This window comes from Bradyrhizobium sp. WBAH42 (assembly GCF_024585265.1).
Lineage (GTDB): Bacteria > Pseudomonadota > Alphaproteobacteria > Rhizobiales > Xanthobacteraceae > Bradyrhizobium.
The window spans coordinates 1,017,606-1,031,958 of sequence record NZ_CP036533.1; the positions used below are offsets into that span (position 1 = coordinate 1,017,606).

Genomic DNA, 14,353 nt, shown 5'->3' on the forward strand with positions numbered 1-14,353 from the left:
TCTAGGGCGGATTACCTGTCCGCCCGCTGCTGCTTCTTCGCCAGCAGCTGCTTGAGCGCCGCGACCTTGGCCGCGGCCTGGTCCGGCGGCAAATCTGCCTTCACGAGGATTTCGGCCTCGGCCTCGCGACCCTGCAATCCCAGCACGAGCGCCAGATTGGCGCGGACCCGCGCATCGTTCTGATTGCGCTGATAGGCGCGGCCGAGCACCTGTTCGGCCTTCGACAGGTTGTTTTGCAACATATAGGACAGGCCGAGATTGGACAGCACGGTCGGCTCGTTCGGCACGATCTTCAACGCCGCGGCGTAATATTGCTGCGCTTCCTCGTTGCGGCCGAGCTGATCGAGCACAGCGCCCTGCGCCGACAGGATGCGCCAATCGGGATCCTCAGGGCTATGCGCCCGGCCGAGGACGTCGAAGGCCTGCTGGAAATTGCCGTTGTCGGCGAGCGCGCGGCCATAGCCGGCGAGCAGCGCCTTGTTGCCGGGATGAGCGAGCACGGCCTGCTCGAGCACCGCGACCGCCTGCGCACGCTGGCCGCTGTCGCGCAGCGCCTTGCCGTATTCGATGGCAATTGCGGGATCGCCGGGCTTGGCGCGATAGCGCTCGCGAAGTGCGTCCATCTCCGGCCTGGCGTCGGCCCTGGTGTCAGACTTGGCGCCGTCCTTGGCGGCGGACTCCTTCTTGCCGCCGAGCGCGCCGGTGACGTCCTCGATGCCGGTGGTCTGACAGCCGCCGAGGGCAAGGATCAGGACGGCAGAACACAGATATCTCGCCGGGGGAAAAGCGAGGGACGAACGCTTGGACATACTCTGATCACTCGGCAACTGATCAGAGATGCTTACCGATTAACGCTAAAGTCCCGTTAAGGAGGCAGGCCTGTCGAGGTTCAGTCGACGAATTCGGCACCGAATTCGCAGCCGATGCGCCAGCGCAGGCGGCATTGGCGGGAATAATCGGGCGCGAAGATGATGGTGAATTGCGGCGGCACTTCCAAAAATTCCGCCACCACCTTCACGCCGCCATCCGAAATGTCCGTGATCGTGCAATCCCGCGGCAGCGAGCCCGCGCCAAAATGGATCTTTGCGAGACGGCTGCACACCCGACGTTCGCTTCTCCGGCGATTTGCAAGCATTTACTTTTCACCCGTTAGACCACGGCCCATCCCGCAGGCCTAGGAGTAGCGGACATTCGTTGGAATGTGCTGAGGAGAGCGACTCGCATTCGAGACGTAGTTTCCGCGGCGCGTTTACGCCCGGTTAGGACTTGACCGGGCGCCAGCGGATTGTTCCCGTATTGTTCTTGCAGAGATGGCCGCGCTCTGCTACCCCTAATTGCAGGACAGGGCAGGCTGGTTCGGCATGGTTCAGCGGGTTTCCACCGTCGCCTTTGAGGGGATCGAGGCCCGCGCGGTCGACGTGCAGGTGCAGGTCGCGCCTGGCCTGCCGGCCTTCGCCATCGTCGGCCTGCCGGACAAGGCGGTGTCGGAGGCGCGCGAGCGGGTGCGCTCGGCGCTGATCGCCTCGGGGCTGGCGCTGCCGGCGCGGCGGATCATCGTCAATCTGGCCCCGGCCGACCTGCCCAAGGAGGGCAGCCATTACGACCTCCCGATCGCGCTCGGGCTGATGGCGGCGATCGGTGCGATCCCGCCGGACGCGCTGACCGGCTTCACCGTGCTCGGCGAGCTCGGCCTCGACGGCTCGATCGCACCGGTGGCCGGCGTCCTTCCCGCCGCGATCGGCGCCAATATGCGCGAGGAAGGGCTGATCTGCCCGGCGTCCTGCGGCTCCGAAGCGGCGTGGGCGAGCCCGGACATCCAGATCATTGCGGCGAGTTCGCTGATCCAGATCGCCAACCATTTCAAGGGCACGCAGGTGCTGTCGCGGCCGACGCCGAAGGTGCACGAGCCCGCCGCCTCGACGCTCGACCTGCGCGACATCAAGGGCCAGGAAAGCGCCAAGCGCGCGCTCGAGATCGCGGCCGCCGGCGGACATCATCTGCTCATGATCGGCGCGCCGGGCGCGGGCAAATCGATGCTGGCGGCGCGCCTGCCCTCGATCCTGCCGCCGCTGTCGCCAAGCGAGCTGCTCGAGGTCTCGATGATTGCCTCCGTTGCCGGCGAGATCGAAGGCGGCGCGCTGACAGCACGGCGCCCGTTCCGCTCGCCGCATCATTCCGCCAGCATGGCCGCCCTCACCGGCGGCGGCGCGCGCGCCAAGCCCGGCGAGATCTCGCTGGCGCATCAAGGCGTGCTGTTCCTCGACGAATTGCCGGAGTTCGATCCGCGCGTGCTGGATTCGCTGCGCCAGCCGCTGGAGAACGGCGAGGTCGCGGTGTCGCGGGCCAATCACCGCGTCACCTACCCTGCCCGCTTCATGCTGGTCGCGGCGATGAATCCCTGCCGCTGCGGCAATGCGTTCGAGCCCGGCTATGCCTGCAAGCGCGGCCGCATCGACCGCTGCTCCGCCGATTACCAGGCGCGCATCTCCGGTCCCCTGATGGACCGCATCGATCTGCGCATCGAAGTGCCGGCGGTGACCGCCGCCGACCTGATCCTGCCGCCGCCGGCGGAAGGATCGGCCGAGGTCGCTGCCCGCGTGGCGGCGGCGCGCGACATCCAGCTGGCGCGCTATGCGAACGCAGGCCTGCCCCATGTCCGCACCAATGCCGAGGCCCCCGCTTCCGTGCTGGAGGAGATCGCAAAGCCGGACGCGCAGGGTCAGAAACTGCTGCGCGACGCCGCCGAGACGATGCGGCTGTCGGCGCGCGGCTATCACCGCGTGCTGCGCGTGGCGCGCACGCTGGCCGACCTCGATCATGCCGACAAGATCGGCCGGCTGCACCTTGCCGAAGCGCTGTCCTACCGCGCACTCGCGGAGGATGTGCGCCAGCTGGCGTAAGCGCCCTCGCATCAACCCGGCGGTAACGACTTTCCTTTACGCTCTGCAAACCATAAGGCCCGACGCGTTTCGACTGTGAGTTTCCCTGGGCCCGGCGAGTAGAGCGTCATGTTGCGTTTCAAGTTCCTGGCCTCGGCTGTTCCCCTGCTCGCGGCTGCGGTCTTCGCCCGCGCCGAGATCGGTTCGGTGTCGCATCCCTGCATCGCGCTGGGCGACACATCGGTCGAGCTCACCTCGCTGTTCTGGACCGCCGGCGTGCATGTCGCCTTCACCGACGATCCCGCGCGGGCCACGGTGCGGGTGCAGATCACCGACGATGCCGACGCGGCGGATTTTGCCGTGGTCGACGACGGCCTCGGCTCCGAGCCGGACTCCTGCCAGGCTGGTCCCTCGACGCGCCTCGTCTCGATCGCAGCGCAGCCGGTCGACGGCGGCCAGGTGGTCTATCTCTCCAGCGAAGGACCGGCGGATTACCGCATCTTTGTGCGCTCGAAGACGTTCTCGCCGCGCGAGGCGGCAGCGCTGATCGTCGGCGCGCGCGGCGGCCATGGCCGCTTCCAGGCGGCTTCGCTTTAAATTTTTTGAGCATGATCTCCGCGCAAACGTGTTCCGCGTTTGTCGCGAGGGAAAACCGCTACACACTTTTCGCTAACGCGGCCCTTCGGGTCCGGATCATGCTCTGACCCGTTAACACCTCGTCAACCCTGTTCGGAGGCATCGCCACAGCCGCAAGCTGTTCGCAAGGTCGGCGGGCCATCGTCGCATGCGGCGGCGGGTTTCAGGCAAGGGTCGGTTGCCAAGGGTCGGTTGTGATGGGTCGGACGTTCCGGATCAAGGTGCGCATGCGTCGCTTCAGGCGGCAGCATCCGAGGCTCGCCTTCGCGATCCGTTCCTTCATGATCTTCTCGGCGACGTTCGGCGGCGCCTATGGTTTCGTCTCCGGCAGCCGGTCCGAGAATTCCGGCTACGATCCCCATACCTTTGCGATCGGCGCCAGCTTCCTGTTCGCGCTCGCCTGTCTCGGCCTTGCAACGCTGAGCATGCGCCTGCGCTTCGTCAATAAGCGGCTGCGGACGCTCGCCGCCCACAACGAAGCGTTGATCGACCGCAATTGGGAGCTGAAGGAGGCGGAAGAACGCGCCCGCAGCCTGTTCGAGCAGCAGGGCGACCTCATCGTGCTGCGCGCTACCGATGGCCGCATCACCTTTGCCAACGAGGCCTATTGCACGCTCGCAGGACAGGCGCGCAGCGCGCTGGTCGGCACGCGCTTCGATTTCGACGTGCTGGAGCAGGGCGACAGCGCCCGCGAGAGCAACGGCACGCGCATCCACGACCAGAAGATCGCAACGCCCCTCGGTGCGCGCTGGATCGCCTGGCGCGAGGGCTATGTCCGCCTCGATGCCGGCCAGCCCGCCGAATTGCAGAGCGTGGGACGTGACGTCACCGACCGCACCGAGACCGAGCGTGCATTGTCCGATGCGCGCGACCAGGCCGACGCCGCCAACCGCGCCAAGTCGCGCTTCCTGGCGATGGCCTCGCACGAAATCCGCACGCCCCTGAACGGCATCATCGGCATGGGCGGCCTGTTGCTCGACACAAATCTGACGCCGGAGCAGGTGACTTATGCCAGGGCGGTGAAGACCTCGGGCGAAGCCTTGATGGCGCTGATCGAGGAGCTGCTCGACTATTCCAAGATCGAGGCCGGCAAGCTCGACCTCGATCAACGTCCCTTCGCGCTCTCGACCCTGGTCGAGGAGATCACCGAGCTGCTCGCGCCGCGCGCGCAGGCGAAGTCGCTCGAGATCGCCGCCTATGTCGACGAGCGCCTGCCGCTGGAAGTGGTCGGCGACGCCGCGCGGCTGCGCCAGGTGCTGCTGAACCTCGCCGGCAACGCCATCAAGTTCACGAGCAGCGGCGGTGTGGCGCTGATCGTCGAGCCCGGCATCTGGCCGAACGAGATCAGCTTCCTGGTCCGCGACACCGGCATCGGAATCGCAGCCGAAGCCCAGCAGCGCATCTTCCGCGAATTCGAGCAGGCCGACGAGCGCGTCGCCCGCACCTATGGCGGCACCGGACTTGGCCTTGCCATCAGCGAGCGCATCGTCAAGCGCATGGGCGGCCGGATCACGCTCACGAGCGAGCCGGGCAAGGGCTCGACCTTCGAGGTCGCAGCGCCGCTTCCGCCCTCGCAAGGCGGCGCGGGACAGACCGCATTTCCGAGCCCCGACCTCACCGGCAAGTCGATGCTGCTCGTCGCCGACGGCATCGAAGCTTCGCTCATCGCGCGGCGCCTCGAGCGCTGGGGCGGCCAGACCTGCCTGGTTGCGGATGCGGCGGTCGCCGAAGCGCTGCTGCCGGAACGCTTCTGGCACGCGGTGCTGATCGATCGTACGCTCGGTCCTGCCGTGGCCGACCACCTCGGTGAAGCCGCCCGCGCGCATGCCTTGCAGCGCCTCGTGCTGCTGACGTCGAGCTCGCGGCACGAGAAGCTGTCGCCGGCCTTCACCGGCTTTCTGGTGAAGCCGCTGCGAGCGGCCTCGCTCGCCGCGCGTCTAGCTCTGACCCCGGAGGTCGCCTCGCCGGATCTCGCGCCGGAGCCGCCGGCGGCAACCGCCGGCCCCGCGCCGGCGAAAGGCCTGTCGATCCTCGTCGCGGAGGACAACGAGATCAACGCCTTGCTGATGCACTCGCTGCTGGCCAAGCTCGGCCACCGCGTCGTCATCGCCGTCCATGGCGAGGCCGCGCTGGAATCCTGGCTCGCGGCCTCATCCGCCGGCACGCCCTACGATCTCGTGCTGATGGACATCCAGATGCCGCAGCTCGACGGCATCGAGGCGACAAAGCGCATCCGCGCGCACGAGGCCGCTCTTGGCGCTCAGCACACGCCGATCCTGGCGCTCACCGCCAACACGCTGGTGGAGGATCGTTATGCCTGCTTCGAGGCGGGCATGAACGGATTTCTGATCAAGCCGCTCGACCGCGAGAAGCTCGAGGAGGCGCTCGCGGGCCTCGCCGCGTCCCGGCACCTGACAGTTCCGGATCTCACGGGAACCTGATCTCGTTCGGCGATCGTAATTGAAATCGCGCGCGTTGCGCGTCACGATCCTCAAGGGGGGCATTTGCAACTGAGGATTTTGCGCATGAACGTGCTTTGCCGCCTCGCCCTCATTGTCCTCCTCGCCGGAAGCGTTCGGCACGCTGCCGCCGATACACCTGATCTCATCTCGTCGCTCAAGCAGGGCGGTTACGTCCTGATCTTCCGGCACACCGCGACCGACGACAGCCAGAAGGACGTCTATCCCTTCAAGTTCGATGACATGAGCGCCCAGCGTCAGCTCAGCGAGAAGGGCAGGGAGGCGGCGCGCCAGATCGGGATGGCGATCAGGGACCTCGCGATCCCGATCGGCGATATCTACACCAGCCGGCTGAACCGCGCGGTCGAGGCCGGCAAGCTGATCTCCGGCCGCGAGGTCAAGCCGGTCGATGCCCTGACCGACAGCAGCAACGCCAGCGCATCGGGAATGGCAAACCCGACCGGCGCCAATGCCAAGGCCGGGCAGGCCGTGCGTCAGCTCGTCGACGCGCCGCCGAAGGCGGGCACCAACACGGTCCTAATCACCCACAAGACCAACATCGCCGACGCCTTCGGCAAGGAGGCCGGCGACGTCCAGGAAGGCGAGGCCTTCGTCTACAAGGCCGGCAGCTCGGGCCCCGCCACCTTAGCCGGGCGCATCAAGCTTGCGGATTGGATCGCGAAAGCGGGCAGGTGAGGGACCGGGAAGCGGCCAGGACTGCCGCTCCACCACGATGTCGTGCTACGGACGTCGTGTGGCGAACGAGTGAAGAGCTGGCGAACACGTGAGAACATCGGAAGACCGTTCATTCCTCATCCTGCTCGGCGCGATCTCCGTTGCGTTCGCCTGGGTGCTCTGGCCGTTCTCCGGTGCCGTGTTGTGGGCCACGCTGCTGGCCATCATCTTCGCCCCGTTCTATCGACGGGTCCTGAAGTCCTTGCCCGGGAAGCACAGCCTTGCCGCACTCATCACCGTCGTCGTGGTGGTCGTCATGGTCCTCATCCCCGTAGCGATCGTCATCGCTTCGCTCATCGACCAGGGCGGAGAGCTATACCAGCGCATTCAGAGCGGGGAGATCAGCCTCGCTCATCCCCTGCAGCAGCTGAAATCCGCGCTTCCCGACTGGGCTGCGTCCCTGTTGGATCGCCTGGCCGGCATCGATTTTTCATCCCTGAGGGAACGCCTGTCGGGTCTGGTCGTCCCTGCCGGGCAACAACTGGCCGGACATGCGATCAACATCGGTCAGGTGACGCTGGAGTTCGTCGCAAGCCTGCTCGTGATGCTGTATTTGCTGTTCTTCCTGCTGCGCGACGGTGACGAGCTCAACGCCCGCATTCGCGACGCGCTGCCGCTGCGCCCGAGCGACACCGCCGAAATCCTCGATGCCTTCACGCTGGCGGTTCGTGGAACCATCAAAGGAATCGTTCTCGTCGCTCTGATCCAGGGAGCACTTGGCGGGCTCATCTTCTGGCTGCTCGGCCTGACGGCGCCGCTGCTCGCCGGCGCGCTCATGGCGCTGGTCTCGCTGCTGCCCGTGCTCGGCTCCGCCCTGGTCTGGGTTCCGGCTGCACTCTACCTGCTCGTGGCAGGCGCAGTCACGAAGGGGCTCATCCTGCTCGCTTTCGGCACCTTCGTGATCGGGCTTGCGGACAATTTTCTCCGCCCGATCCTGGTCGGCCAGTCGATCCAGATGCCGAGCTATGTCGTGCTGCTTGCCACCCTGGGCGGGCTCGCCTCGTTCGGTGCGAACGGCTTCGTCATCGGCCCGCTCGTCGCTGCGATGTTTCTGACGACGTGGCACATCTTCGTCGTCGCGAAGGTGCAACAGGGAGCCCGGAAATGACCGTCATATCGGGCCTGGCGCGGACGATCCGGCCGACGCGGAATGTCAAGCAGCCGAGGCAGTGAAGCGCGGCGCAGAGAGCTTGTCCGGTGTCGTCTGGCCTCCGCGGAAGACGGTATTTGCCTGCGCCGCGCGCTTGCAGTGCGGGCATACGAAGAGATGCGCGATAACCGGGGTCGGCTCGTCCGCGAGCAGTTCCGAGCGGAACCACTTCATTTCCACATGGCAATCCGGGCAGATCGGAGCTTCCAGCTGCTCCGCAGCGCTCCTGAGACGATCAACCATGGTGTGCCCCCGCCGTTTTCCAAGGAATAGCGGAATACCCATTATTGGTCTGCAACAAAAGACACCATGCTCGAACGGGCATGGCAGCGCACCGGGGGCGATTACAGACGCCTGAGCGCCACGCTCTCCACCGTGTGGTCGGCGCCCTTCTTGAGGATCAGCGTCGCACGCGGCCGGGTCGGCAGGATGTTGTCCTCGAGATTGGCGAGGTTGGTGCGCTCCCAGATCGCGATCGCGGTGGCAGTGGCTTCCTCGTCCGACAATAGCGCGTAGCGGTTGAAATAGGACTTGGGATTGGTGAATGCGGTATCGCGCAGCGCCAGGAAGCGCTTGATGTACCATTGCCGCAGGGCCGCTTCGTCGGCGTCGATATAGACCGAGAAATCGAAGAAGTCGGAGACGACGGGCACGGCCTTGCCGTCGCGCGGCAGCTTGCCGGTCTGCAGCACGTTGACGCCTTCGACGATCAGGATGTCGGGCTGGTCGATCTCGGCCCATTGGTTCGGCACGATGTCGTAGGTCAGATGCGAATAGACCGGCGCGCGGACGTGGCCGCGGCCGGACTTGATGTCGGAGAGGAAGCTGAGCAGCAGCGGCAGGTCGTAGCTCTCCGGGAAACCCTTCTTCTGCATGATGCCCTGACGCTCGAGCACCGCGTTGGGGTAGAGAAATCCGTCCGTCGTGATCAGCTCGACCTTCGGCCGCGGCGACCAGCGTGCCAAGAGCGCCTGGAGCACGCGTGCCGTGGTGGATTTGCCGACCGCCACCGAGCCGGCGACGCCGATGATGTAGGGCACCTTGCGATCCCGGATGTTGAGGAACTGGCGCTCGGCGTAATACAGCCGTTGCATCGCGTCGACGTAGATCGACAACAGGCGCGACAGCGGCAGATAAATGTCCTCGACCTCCTGCAGGTCGAGGCGGTCGTGCAGCGAGCGCAGCCGGTCGAACTCGCCCGGCTCCAGCGTCATCGGCGTATCGTCGCGCAGTCGCGCCCATTGCTCGCGCGTATAGACGCGGTAGGGATTGTACTGCTGCTCGGGTGCGCGGATATCCATGACGCCGCCTTTCCGTTGCGATCTATTCGCCTTGCCTAGCCGCCCTTGCGCGACGCCTTTTCTTCTAGCCCCGACATCGAGGTCCGCTTGTCCAGCGCCGCCTCGACCTCTTCCAGCTTTATGCCGCGTGCCTTCAGCAGCACAAGGAAATGATAGAGCAGGTCGGCACTTTCAGCGATCAGATGCGCGCGATCGTTTTCGACTGCAGCGATTACGGTTTCGACTGCTTCCTCGCCGAACTTCTTGGCGCAATGCTCGGGGCCTTTGTCGAGCAGCTTGCGGGTATAGGACGCTTCGCCGCCGGACGCCGCGCGGGCGTCGATGGTTTCGGCCAGATCATGGATCGTGAAACGCGGCATCGGACTCACTCAAAAACACGCTTGGCAACAGATCTGGCCACCGCGGCCATCGCCATCCGCCAATGTAGCATCGTTACGAACCGGAGTCGTCAGGCATCAAGGCGCATCGGCAGCCCACGCCGCGCCATGTGCTCCTTGGCTTCGCGAATGGTGAATTCCCCGAAATGGAAGATCGAGGCGGCCAGCACGGCCGTGGCGTGCCCGTCGCGGATACCGTCGACGAGATGGTCGAGATTGCCGACGCCGCCCGAGGCGATCACGGGAACGGGAACGCTGTCGGCGATCGCGCGGGTCAGCGGAATGTCGAATCCCTGCCGGGTGCCGTCGCGGTCCATCGAGGTGAGCAGGATTTCACCGGCGCCGAGCGAAACCACTTCCTGGGCATATTCGATGGCGTCGATGCCGGTCGAGTTGCGTCCGCCATGGGTGAAGATCTCCCAGCGGTCGCCGCCCGGACGCTTGACGCGCTTGGCGTCGATCGCGACAACCACGCACTGCTCGCCGAATTTCTCGGCAGCTTCCTTGACGAATTCGCGCCGCGACACCGCGGCGCTGTTGATCGAGACCTTGTCGGCGCCGGCGCGCAGCAGCGTCTTGATGTCGTTGACCTCGCGCACGCCCCCGCCGACGGTGACAGGCATGAAGCAGGCTTCCGCCGTGCGCCGGACCACGTCCAGCATGATGCCGCGGTTCTCGTGGGTCGCGGTGATGTCGAGGAAAGTGAGCTCGTCAGCGCCGGCGGCGTCATAGGCGATCGCGGCTTCGACGGGATCGCCGGCATCGCGCAGGTCGACGAAGTTGACGCCCTTGACGACGCGGCCGTCCTTGACGTCGAGGCAGGGAATCACGCGCACCTTGAACATGGGTCAGCTCCTGCGCGCGTCGCGGATCAAGGTGAGGGCGGCGGCGGGATCGAGCCGGCCGTCGTAGAGCGCACGGCCCGCAATCGCGCCCGCGAGCTTTTTCGCGCGCGGCGTCAGCATCGCCTTCACGTCCTCGATCGAGGCGAGGCCGCCGGAGGCGATTACGGGAATCGAGATGGCATCGGCGAGCGCAATCGTCGCCTCTAAGTTCAAGCCCTTGAGCAGGCCGTCGCGCGCGATGTCGGTGAAGATGATGGCGGCAACGCCGGCATCCTCGAAACGCTTGGCGATCTCAAGCACGGTGACCTGCGACGTCTCGGCCCAGCCTTCGACTGCGACCTTGCCGTCGCGGGCGTCGAGCCCGACCGCGACGCGGCCGGGGAATGTCTTCGCCGCGGATTTCACCAGCTCCGGATCGCGCACCGCGGCGGTGCCGATGATGACGCGGATGATGCCCTTGTCGAGCCAGGCTTCGACGGTCTTGAGATCGCGAATGCCGCCGCCGAGCTGCACCGGAATCTTGATCGTCTTCAGCATCGCCTCGACGGCGTCAGCATTCACCGGCTTGCCGGCGAAGGCGCCGTCGAGGTCGACGACGTGGAGATATTCAAAGCCCTGCGCAGCAAAGCTCTGCGCCTGCGCGGCGGGATTGAGGTTGAACACGGTCGCGCGCGCCATGTCGCCTTGCTCGAGGCGCACGCACTGGCCGTTCTTGAGGTCGATCGCGGGAAAGAGAATCATGTCGCACCTGCTCTCGTCCCCATCATGGGAACGGATCTGCCAGCTAAGCACCTCGTCATTGCGAGCGCAGCGAAGCAATCCAGACTGCCGCCGCGGAAAGACGCTGGATTGCTTCGCTGCGCTCGCAATGACGAGGTGAAAGCCGTGCAATCCATCACGGTTTCCATCGCAAAAAGTTCGAGATCAGAGCCAGGCCAAAACGCTGGCTCTTCTCGGGGTGAAACTGCGTGCCGATGGCGGTGTCCTTCGCGACGATCGCGGTGACGGGCCCGCCGTAATCGGCGCGCGCGAGCACGTCCGCCTCGCTGGCCGGGTTGAGGTGATAGGAGTGCACGAAATAAGCGTGCTGGCCCTTCGGGCCGAGCGGCAGCTTGTCCAGCACCGGATGTTCCCTGAGCACCTCGAGCGTATTCCAGCCCATGTGCGGGATCTTCAGGTTTTCATCGCGCGGCGTGATCTTCTCGACGTCGCCGCCGATCCAGTTCAGGCCTTCGGTGACGACGTGTTCCTTGCCGCGGCTCGCCATCAGCTGCATGCCGACGCAGATGCCGAAGAACGGCCGCGCCTTGACGCGCACCGCTTCGGTGATCGCCTCGACCATGCCGTTGACGGCGTCGAGCCCACGCCGGCAATCGGCGAAGGCGCCGACGCCGGGCAGCACCAGGCGGTCAGCTTCGTAAGCCTGGTCGGGATCGCTGGTGACGAAGACCTTTTGCGGGCTCTCCAGGCTGCGCGCGGCGCGCTCGAAGGCTTTCGCGGCGGAATGCAGATTGCCGGAACCGTAATCGATGATGGCGACGCTCATCTTGACCCTCCCGGTTCTGGAAACAACCCAATGATGCCGCCGGCCGGAATCGGCGGCGGGTTCGAGAATGGCTGACCCGGCACATTCCGGGTCGGCGGCGGGCCGCCGCGATCGATGGTCCATTGATCGCCAGCGATGCCGTTCTTCTCGCTCCAGCGCTCGAAGAAGCGGCGCTCCGCGGTATCGCCGTCGTCGCCGACCACGATGTCGAGCTGCCGCCACTTGCCGCGCGACAAGGTCCAGCGGCGCAGGCTCGAGGCCTCAAAGCCCATCAGTACCGCGACGATCAGATCGGCGAAGAAGATCGAAGAGCGCCCGGCGCCGAGGCTCGACAGCCCCGCGTTGAACGCGGCCACGAAGATCAGATAGCCGATCAGCGCCAACCACAGCCGATTCCACAACAGCCAGAACGGACCGAAGATCATCGCCCAGAAATGGAAGCCGTCGCGCACGAACACGAACCTGTCGGTCGCGCGCAGATCGGCTCCGGCGGGTGAGGGAGCGTGAACTGTGTAGACAGGCATGGTGATGCCCCGTTCTCGAAATTCAGTGATGCCGCCAGCAGCGTTCGCCGCAAGACGGAGATGTCAGCCGCCGAGCGAGCCCTTGGTGGAGGGGATTTCGCCCGCCGCCTTCGGATCGATCGCCACGGCGGTGCGCAGCGCCCGCGCCAGACCCTTGAAGCAGGACTCGGCGATATGATGGCTGTTATCGCCATATAGGGTTTCGACGTGGAGAGTCACGCCGGCGTTGATGGCAAAAGCCTGGAACCACTCGCGCACCAGCTCGGTGTCGAACTCGCCGATCTTGGCGCGGGGGAAGTCGGCCTTGAACACCAGGAACGAGCGGCCCGAGATGTCGATGACCACGCGCGTCAGCGTCTCGTCCATGGGCATGTGCACGCCGGCATAGCGGGTGATGCCCGCCATGTTGCCGAGCGCCTGCTTGACCGCCTGGCCAAGCGCGATGCCGGTGTCTTCGGTGGTATGGTGATAATCAATGTGCAGATCGCCCACCGCCTTGACCGTGAGGTCGATGCGGGAATGGCGGGCGAGGAGATCGAGCATATGGTCGAAAAAGCCGATGCCGGTCGCGATATTGGCCACGCCGGTGCCATCGAGGTTCACGGAGACCTCGATGTCGGTTTCCTTGGTCTTGCGCTTGATCGTCGCGGTGCGCATTGAAGTGCGGTTTCCATTCTAGCTTGGGAGCCGAAAACGCCAGTCTCTTAACAGCCAAACGACGCCTTCGCTACTGCGGGAACGCTCAAGCATGGCACCACTTCCGCCTATGGTGAGCAGAATCTAGGGCCGGAACGGCCCGTTGTGCCCCAGCCCCTGACCGCCTAAATCAGGCCGGACAACGAGGTATTTCATGCAGGACTCCCAGAACAGCTCGCCGGGCTGGCACGGCACCACGATTCTAACGGTCCGCAAGGGCGGCAAGGTGGTGGTCGGCGGCGACGGCCAGGTCTCGATCGGCCAGACCGTGATCAAGTCCAACGCCAAGAAGGTCCGCAAGCTCGGCAAGGGCGACGTGATCGGCGGCTTTGCCGGCGCCACGGCCGACGCCTTCACCCTGTTCGAGCGGCTCGAATCCAAGCTCGAGCAATATCCGGGGCAGCTGACCCGGGCGGCCGTGGAGCTCGCCAAGGACTGGCGCACCGACCGCTATTTGCGGCGGCTGGAAGCCATGATGATCGTGGCCGACAAGGACGTCTCCCTGGTGCTGACAGGGACCGGCGACGTGCTCGAACCCGAGGCCGGCGTGATGGCGATCGGCTCCGGCGGCAATTACGCGCTGGCGGCCGCTCGGGCCCTGCTCGACACCGACAAGGACGCCGAGACCATCGTCCGCCGCTCGCTCGACATCGCCGCGGACATCTGTGTCTACACCAACCGGAATCTGACCATTGAGAGCCTGGCAAGCGGCTAGGCGATGGCGTCCACCTACGCCTTCCGCCCGATGACCGTGGCCGACCTGCCCCTGATCCGGCGATGGCTGGGCGAGGCGCATGTGCGGGAGTGGTGGGGCGATCCGGACGAGCAGCTTTCGCTGGTCAGCGGCGATCTCGACGAGCCGGCGATGGACCAGTTCATCGTGTTGGCCGGCGACAGGCCCTTCGGCTATCTTCAATGCTACCGCCTGACCGCCTGGAATACGGGCTTCGGGCCGCAACCGGAGGGCACGCGTGGCATCGACCAGTTCATCGGCGAAACCGACATGATCGCGCGCGGCCATGGTTCGGCGTTGGCGCGCCAATTCGTCGACGAACGGTTTCGGCAGGGGCTGCCGCGCATGGTCACCGATCCGGACCCGCTCAACGCGCGCGCGATACGCGCTTACGAGAAAGCGGGATTCGTCCGCGATCGCATGGTCGAGACGCCGGACGGTCCGGCCTTGCTGATGGTGCGCGAACCGTGAC

The 14,353-nt window shown here is 65.7% G+C and carries 17 protein-coding genes; 7 read left to right on the forward strand and 10 right to left on the reverse strand.

Annotated elements, in window-relative coordinates; genetic code table 11:
• Positions 1-11: 11 nt before the first annotated feature.
• The gene (locus tag DCG74_RS04805; protein WP_172787802.1) at positions 12-809 is read right to left on the reverse strand and encodes a tetratricopeptide repeat protein; all 798 of its coding nucleotides are present in this window, start codon (positions 807-809) and stop codon (positions 12-14) included.
• Between the two features lie 80 nt (positions 810-889).
• Positions 890-1,135 (reverse strand): PilZ domain-containing protein, encoded by a 246-nt coding sequence (locus DCG74_RS04810; RefSeq protein ID WP_018644993.1) that lies wholly within the window; start codon positions 1,133-1,135, stop codon positions 890-892.
• 226 nt (positions 1,136-1,361) lie between these two features.
• On the opposite strand from DCG74_RS04810, the gene DCG74_RS04815 reads away from it, so the two are divergent.
• The 5 genes from DCG74_RS04815 (at position 1,362) to DCG74_RS04835 (ending at position 7,817) form a co-directional block, all read left to right on the forward strand.
• Positions 1,362-2,900: a YifB family Mg chelatase-like AAA ATPase gene (locus DCG74_RS04815; RefSeq protein WP_172787803.1), complete on the forward strand. Its 1,539-nt coding sequence runs from the start codon at positions 1,362-1,364 to the stop codon at positions 2,898-2,900.
• Between the two features lie 108 nt (positions 2,901-3,008).
• Positions 3,009-3,476, forward strand: a complete 468-nt coding sequence (locus DCG74_RS04820) for a hypothetical protein (RefSeq protein ID WP_172787804.1) — start codon at positions 3,009-3,011, stop codon at positions 3,474-3,476.
• Positions 3,477-3,712: 236 nt separating this feature from the next.
• Entirely contained in the window at positions 3,713-5,956 is a 2,244-nt protein-coding gene (locus DCG74_RS04825) for a PAS domain-containing hybrid sensor histidine kinase/response regulator (RefSeq protein ID WP_172787805.1), read from the forward strand.
• Positions 5,957-6,040: 84 nt separating this feature from the next.
• A complete protein-coding gene (locus DCG74_RS04830; RefSeq protein ID WP_172787806.1) occupies positions 6,041-6,670 on the forward strand; it encodes a histidine phosphatase family protein in 630 nt (209 codons plus the stop codon).
• A gap of 88 nt (positions 6,671-6,758) precedes the next feature.
• Positions 6,759-7,817 carry an AI-2E family transporter gene (locus tag DCG74_RS04835; protein ID WP_172787807.1) on the forward strand — a complete coding sequence of 353 codons (1,059 nt, stop codon included), beginning with the start codon at positions 6,759-6,761 and terminating at the stop codon, positions 7,815-7,817.
• Positions 7,818-7,862: 45 nt separating this feature from the next.
• Here the strand turns inward: DCG74_RS04835 and DCG74_RS04840 are convergent, their stop codons facing one another.
• The 8 genes from DCG74_RS04840 to hisB form a co-directional block, all read right to left on the reverse strand.
• Entirely contained in the window at positions 7,863-8,102 is a 240-nt protein-coding gene (locus tag DCG74_RS04840) for a hypothetical protein (RefSeq protein ID WP_172787808.1), read from the reverse strand.
• A 101-nt stretch (positions 8,103-8,203) separates the two neighbouring features.
• On the reverse strand, positions 8,204-9,160 hold the full coding sequence (gene coaA, locus DCG74_RS04845) for a type I pantothenate kinase (protein WP_172787809.1): 957 nt from the start codon (positions 9,158-9,160) through the stop codon (positions 8,204-8,206).
• Positions 9,161-9,195: 35 nt separating this feature from the next.
• Positions 9,196-9,519, reverse strand: a complete 324-nt coding sequence (locus DCG74_RS04850; RefSeq protein ID WP_036044993.1) for a phosphoribosyl-ATP diphosphatase — start codon at positions 9,517-9,519, stop codon at positions 9,196-9,198.
• An 89-nt stretch (positions 9,520-9,608) separates the two neighbouring features.
• Positions 9,609-10,382: an imidazole glycerol phosphate synthase subunit HisF gene (gene hisF / locus DCG74_RS04855; protein ID WP_018646048.1), complete on the reverse strand. Its 774-nt coding sequence runs from the start codon at positions 10,380-10,382 to the stop codon at positions 9,609-9,611.
• Positions 10,383-10,385: 3 nt separating this feature from the next.
• Positions 10,386-11,123 (reverse strand): 1-(5-phosphoribosyl)-5-[(5-phosphoribosylamino)methylideneamino]imidazole-4-carboxamide isomerase, encoded by a 738-nt coding sequence (gene hisA / locus DCG74_RS04860; RefSeq protein WP_172787810.1) that lies wholly within the window; start codon positions 11,121-11,123, stop codon positions 10,386-10,388.
• A gap of 154 nt (positions 11,124-11,277) precedes the next feature.
• Entirely contained in the window at positions 11,278-11,928 is a 651-nt protein-coding gene (gene hisH, locus DCG74_RS04865) for an imidazole glycerol phosphate synthase subunit HisH (RefSeq protein ID WP_172787811.1), read from the reverse strand.
• The gene (locus DCG74_RS04870; protein WP_172787812.1) at positions 11,925-12,452 is read right to left on the reverse strand and encodes a DUF2628 domain-containing protein; all 528 of its coding nucleotides are present in this window, start codon (positions 12,450-12,452) and stop codon (positions 11,925-11,927) included. The genes hisH and DCG74_RS04870 overlap by 4 nt, the downstream gene beginning before the upstream one ends.
• Positions 12,453-12,515: 63 nt before the next feature.
• The gene (gene hisB / locus DCG74_RS04875; RefSeq protein ID WP_172787813.1) at positions 12,516-13,109 is read right to left on the reverse strand and encodes an imidazoleglycerol-phosphate dehydratase HisB; all 594 of its coding nucleotides are present in this window, start codon (positions 13,107-13,109) and stop codon (positions 12,516-12,518) included.
• Between the two features lie 193 nt (positions 13,110-13,302).
• Here hisB and hslV point away from each other — a divergent pair, with 193 nt between their 5' ends.
• Together hslV and DCG74_RS04885 are read left to right on the forward strand one after the other, a co-directional pair.
• A complete protein-coding gene (gene hslV / locus DCG74_RS04880; protein ID WP_018646043.1) occupies positions 13,303-13,863 on the forward strand; it encodes an ATP-dependent protease subunit HslV in 561 nt (186 codons plus the stop codon).
• Positions 13,864-13,866: 3 nt separating this feature from the next.
• Positions 13,867-14,352, forward strand: coding sequence for a GNAT family N-acetyltransferase (locus DCG74_RS04885; RefSeq protein WP_172787814.1), 486 nt, complete (start codon positions 13,867-13,869; stop codon positions 14,350-14,352).
• Position 14,353 lies beyond the last annotated feature (1 nt).